The sequence below is a fragment of the Trebonia sp. genome, assembly GCF_049794275.1.
In the GTDB taxonomy this organism is placed as follows: Bacteria; Actinomycetota; Actinomycetes; order Streptosporangiales; family Streptosporangiaceae; genus Trebonia.
In genome coordinates this window covers 1-5,116 of record NZ_JBARCR010000141.1, presented here as the reverse complement: position 1 = coordinate 5,116, position 5,116 = coordinate 1, and the positions used below count along the sequence as shown (strand labels likewise).

The 5,116-nt window shown below is 67.5% G+C and carries 5 protein-coding genes; 1 reads left to right on the top strand and 4 read right to left on the bottom strand.

Going from position 1 to position 5,116, the window contains the following annotated elements:
- On the bottom strand, positions 1–827 hold an 827-nt coding region (locus tag WA805_RS03990; RefSeq protein WP_425241669.1), incomplete at its 3' end, for an ABC transporter substrate-binding protein.
- On the opposite strand from WA805_RS03990, the gene WA805_RS03985 reads away from it, so the two are divergent.
- Positions 826–1,158 (top strand): hypothetical protein, encoded by a 333-nt coding sequence (locus WA805_RS03985; RefSeq protein ID WP_422326164.1) that lies wholly within the window; start codon positions 826–828, stop codon positions 1,156–1,158. The genes WA805_RS03990 and WA805_RS03985 overlap by 2 nt on opposite strands.
- 503 nt (positions 1,159–1,661) lie before the next feature.
- On the opposite strand, the gene metK is transcribed toward WA805_RS03985, so the two are convergent.
- The 3 genes from metK to WA805_RS03970 form a co-directional block, all read right to left on the bottom strand.
- Entirely contained in the window at positions 1,662–2,864 is a 1,203-nt protein-coding gene (gene metK / locus WA805_RS03980) for a methionine adenosyltransferase (protein ID WP_425241668.1), read from the bottom strand.
- Positions 2,857–3,924, bottom strand: a complete 1,068-nt coding sequence (locus tag WA805_RS03975; RefSeq protein WP_422277608.1) for a hypothetical protein — start codon at positions 3,922–3,924, stop codon at positions 2,857–2,859. Before WA805_RS03975 ends, metK begins: the two co-directional genes overlap by 8 nt.
- Before the next feature lie 7 nt (positions 3,925–3,931).
- On the bottom strand, positions 3,932–5,116 hold a 1,185-nt coding region (locus WA805_RS03970; protein WP_425241667.1), incomplete at its 5' end, for a class I SAM-dependent methyltransferase.

Genomic DNA, 5,116 nt, shown 5'->3' with positions numbered 1-5,116 from the left:
TCCAGCGCGTGCGTCGCGATCTCGCCGATCACGAAGCCCATCTCGGAGAACGAGCCGACGCCGCCCGAGACGTCCGTGCCGTACTGCTTGAGGATGCCGTCGAACAGCTGCGCGGTCGGGCTGGTGTTCCCGTCGAGCGGGGTCAGCTCGGCGTTCACGAACAGCTTGTTGTTCCACTTCGGGCCCAGCGCCGTGGCCAGGAAGTCGGTGTTGCACGGGGTGGAGCAGGCCCAGGACTTGACCCGGTCCTCCAGGTTGAGCTTCTGCGCGGCCTGCAGGATCAGCAGCGCCTCCGGCGGGGTGAAGTTGAGCACCACCGCGCCGTTCGAGCCCGCCGCGTTGACGAGCTTGATGGCGATCGAGTCCGCGCTGGTGATCGGCACGTTCTCGGTGAAGTCCTGGATCGGCACGCTCTTGGCCTTGGCGATGGCGTTCGGGCCGGCCGCGATGTAGGTCGTGCCAGGCACGTTCGACTGGTCGAAGGCGATCTTGGTTGCCCCCTGGGAGATCACGTACGACACCGCGCCGTCGGAGGAGTAGCGCGGGCCCATGTTGACGGACGCGGTGTTCGGGGTCGAGTAGCACTCGGGGGCGATGCCGGCGCCGAGGGCGTAGATGCCCACGCTCTTCCAGTAGCCCTGGTCGATCGTGCACTCGATGATCGAGCTGTTGCCGGCCATGCCGACCACGTGGTCGCTGGTGACCAGCTGCTTGGACAGCGAGGCGATCTGCGACGGGTTCGTCTGCTCGGTGACCGGGAAGTACTTGATCGGGTGACCGTTGATGCCGCCGTTCGCGTTGACGCAGGCGAAGTAGGCACCGGTCATGTTCTCGATGTCGCTGAAGTCGGTGCCGTTCTGCTTCGTGTTGATCGCGCCGATGTTGATCGGCGTGCCAGTGGCCGCGACGCCGGGCTTGGTCCCGCAGGCCGAGGTGCTGGTGGTGCTGGCGCTGCTCGAGGCGGACGCCGACGAGCTGCTCGCGGGCGGCGAGCTGCTCGAGCTGGACGAGCTCGAGCTGCTGCAGGCGGCCAGGACGCCGAGCGAGAGCGCCGCGAGCGTCGCGAGCAGCATCCGCGTGCGCCTACCGGGGTGTCTATTCATGTGTTCTGCCTTCTCGTGGCTGACAGCAAAAGTATTCTTCCGAACGGTCTCGTGACGTTGCGTAAACCAACGCCCGCTGCCGGTGGGGCTAGACGAAGAGCACGGCGTTCATTGTGAAAACGGTGCTTCTTTGCACTGCCCTTGTGATTCGGTGGTGTGGTCGATAGTTCCAGATGCCATCGAGCGTTTTGGTAGGATTATCGTCGGTGATGGACTCAGGTACCCCTGAGTCTGAATACGTTTTCATCACGTTTCCCCCCCGCTCAAGAGTTGCGCAGTGTAACCCCTCACCGGTGAGAATCACACAGGCCGTGACCGGTAACAACCGCGCGGCACGCTAAAACGGGAACGCGATTATTGCGGCAGGGCACAATCGCTTCCGTCGCTCTGGTAACGTCACCGAGCCAATTACCACATTCTGTAACCGGGTCGCTGCAATCGTTAGCTGTCGCAGCCCGGGAAAACCCCGCCGGCCAATAGCGCGTGCCCGGCCGCGCTTGAGCGCGGCCGGGCACGACTTCAGGCGAGCGGACGTCAGTCGGTCGTCCGCCCCCCGTTCTAGGCCAGACCCGCCTGGGTGCGGAGCTGGTCGGCCTTGTCCGTGCGCTCCCAGGTGAAGGTGTCACCGGTGCGCCCGAAGTGACCGTAGGCCGCCGTCTGCTGGTAGATGGGCCTGCGCAGGTCCAGGTCGCGCAGGATCGCGCCGGGGCGCAGGTCGAAGTTCTCGGTGACCAGCTCGACGATCGCGCGCTTGGCGATCTTCTCGGTGCCGAACGTCTCGACCAGCAGCGACAGCGGCCTGGCGACGCCGATGGCGTAGGCCACCTGCACCTCGGCGCGGTCGGCGAGGCCGGCCGCGACGATGTTCTTCGCGACGTACCTGGCGGCGTACGCGGCCGAGCGGTCCACCTTGGACGGGTCCTTGCCGGAGAACGCGCCGCCACCGTGCCGCGCGAAGCCGCCGTAGGTGTCGACGATGATCTTCCGTCCGGTGAGCCCGGTGTCGCCGACCGGGCCGCCGATCACGAACCGGCCGGTCGGGTTGACATAGAACTCCTCGCGCAGCCTGGCCGGGTCGTACAGGTCGGCAGGAAGGACCTGCGTCACCACGTCCTCCCACAGCGCCTCGGGCAGCTTGCTCTCCACGCCGTCCTGGTGCTGGGTGGAGATCAGCACCTTCTCGATGGCGACCGGCGTGCCCTTGTCGTCGTACCGCACGGTCACCTGGGTCTTGCCGTCCGGCCGCAGGTAGGGCAGCTGCCCGGAGTGCCGGACGTCGGACAGCCGCTTCGATATCTGGTGCGCCAGAGTGATCGGCATCGGCATCAGCTCTGGCGTCTCGTTCGTCGCGTAGCCGAACATCATGCCCTGGTCGCCGGCTCCGATCCGGTCCAGCGGGTCCTCAGAGCCGCCGATGCGCCCCTCGTGCGCGGTGTCCACACCCTGCGCGATGTCCGGCGACTGCCGGTCCATCGCGACGATCACGCCGACCGCGTTGCCGTCGAAATAGTACTCACCGTTGTCGTACCCGATGTCGTTGACCACCTTGCGGGCCACCGCGGCGTAGTCAATGGTCGACGCGGTGGTGATCTCGCCGGCGACCACGATAAGGCCGGTCGTGAGCATCGTCTCGCACGCGACGCGGGAGAAGGGGTCGCCGGTGAGCGCCGCGTCGACGACCGCGTCTGAGACCTGGTCCGCGATCTTGTCCGGGTGGCCCTCCGTCACCGACTCGGAAGTGAAGAGGAATCCGCTATCCATGGTTATCTCCTGTGCGTGGGGAGTCAGGTTCTGCACGGTCGAGCTCGGACCGGACGATTGCCGTGCCAGCCACCATAGCGTGCAGCTTGCGCCGGGCGACCTCGGGTGCGAGATGCCGCAGCCCGCAGTCGGGGTTGATCATGAGGCGGCCGGGCTCCACGTATTCCAGGGCCCGCCGGATGCGCGCGGCGACGAGGTCGGGGGTCTCCACCGTGGCCGATTTCACGTCGATCACGCCAAGGCCGAGCGAGGACGGCCAGGCGTACTGCTTGATGAGCCTGAGGTCTTCAAGGCCCTTGCGGGCGAACTCGAGGACCAGCTGGTCGACGCGCGCGGCCAGCACGGCGGGGAACAGGAAGTCGTAGTGCCCTTCCCAGGACGGCCTGGCGTACCTGTTGCCGTAGCAGACGTGCAGCGCCCAGCTGACCGGCACGCCGTCGGTCACGATGTTGACCGCCTCGACGGCGAGGGCGGCCTGTTCCGGGTAGCCGGCCAGGAACGGCTCGTCGATCTGCAGGAAGGTGGCGCCGGCGTCGGCCAGCGCCCTCGCCTCGGCGTTGAGCCGGGTGGCCAGCGCGCGGACCAGGTCGGCGGGCTCGCCGTAGGCGCCGTCGGCGATCCTGCGGGACAGCGAGAACGGCCCGGTGAAGGAGAACTTCACCGGCCGGTCGGTCAGCTGCCTGGTGAACTCGAAGTCGGTGGCCAGCCCGAGGGTGGACTTGTCGGCGTCTTCCGGCAGCGGCGCGGTGACCTGGGCCTCGTAGTAGTCGTAGTAGTCCGACTTGGCCCGCTGCGCGATGTACACGCCGGGGATCCTGGCCAGGAAGTAGTCGATATCGTTGTCCCGGCGCAGCTCGCCGTCGGAGACGATGTCGATGCCGGCCCGCTCCTGGTCTTTGACCGCGGCCTTGATGGCTACCTCGTGGATCTCCGTCAGGTGCTGGGCGCTGATCCGGCGCTGGTAGAACTCGGTCTTCAGCCGCTCCAGCCACTCGGGCACGCTGTACGAACCCACCACAGTCGTGGGCAGCAGGAGTCGTGTGCTTCCGTTCGGAATCATCTGTTTTTCAATCCCGGACTTGCGCGGTCAGCGTCTTGATGTTGGCGCCAGGCCGCTCCTTGAACGGCGCGAAGCTGACGTCGAAGCCGCGGCGGCTCGCGAACAGCTGCAGCAGCGGGCCGTTCACCCAGTTGACCGTCGAGCCGTCGTACTTGCCCGGCCCGTAGAAGCCGGTCCGGTACTGGCCCGAGTCCGTGGTGAACAGGTCGTGGCAGACCACCCGGCCGTACGGGTGCAGCAGCGGGAGGGTGTCCGCGAAGCTGCTCAGCGCCCCGTTGCTGACGTGCATCCGCACGTCGCCCTCGGCGGCGAGCAGCGGGCGCAGGATCTCCCCGGTCAGCGAGGGCGTCACCTGGTAGGTGTCCAGGCCCTGCAGCGGCACGTACCGTTCGGCCTGGCGCAGCGCGGCCCAGGCCGACTGCCAGAACAGCACGGCGCGTTCGGTGTCGGGGAACGTGCCGGGCACCGACTCGCTGAGCAGTTCAGGACCGATCCGCAGCAGGCGGCTGACCAGCGAGGCGATCTCCGCCCGCGGCACGCCGAACGTCGCGGCGATCTCGTCCGCGGCCGCGCCGCCGATGAAGGAGCGGACCTGCACCAGGTAGATCCGGCCGAGGATGACCGCCATCTCGTCGCTCGGCAGGTTGTCGTACACGTTGGAGATGTAGACGAGGAACGTCTTGCCGGACAGGAACCCGACGCTTCCCGACAGCCTGGTGGCCTCGAGCACCAGGCCGCTGACGTGGTCGCCGTGATGCGCGACGGCTTCCCGCGCCCTGTCGAGCACGTGCGCGGAGTAGTCGCCCATCAGATAGTGCAGCCGCCGGTAGTAGTCCCGGCCGTGCCGCCTGTCAAGCTCGGTGAACTCATCCAGCCAGGTGCGCGCCTGGGCGCCGTTGCCGACACCGAGTTCGAGGACGTAGAGCTCTTCGGGGAGCGCCCTGCGGTTGGCCAGCTCGTCCCAGATCTTGAACAGGTCGAGGATCAGGTCGCGCGCCGCGGCGGAGTTCCGCGCGTCGCTCTCGCCGCCGGGCAGCGCCTGCTCGTACTCCTTGCCCGTGGTCTTCTCCCAGGCCGCCAGGGCCTGCCAGTACAGCGCGTTGAACTGCCACACGCAACTCGCCGAGCCGGGCACCCAGGACTCCAGCCAGACCCGGTCCCCTGTGGCGCCGCCGAGGCCGCCGATGCCGGC

Bases quoted from the DNA above. Each gene is read 5' to 3' on its own strand.
- metK (WP_425241668.1), bottom strand. From the start codon at position 2,864: ATGGATAGCGGATTCCTCTTCACTTCCGAGTCGGTGACGGAGGGCCAC.
- WA805_RS03985 (WP_422326164.1), top strand. From the start codon at position 826: ATGTTCTCGATGTCGCTGAAGTCGGTGCCGTTCTGCTTCGTGTTGATC.
- WA805_RS03975 (WP_422277608.1), bottom strand. From the start codon at position 3,924: ATGATTCCGAACGGAAGCACACGACTCCTGCTGCCCACGACTGTGGTG.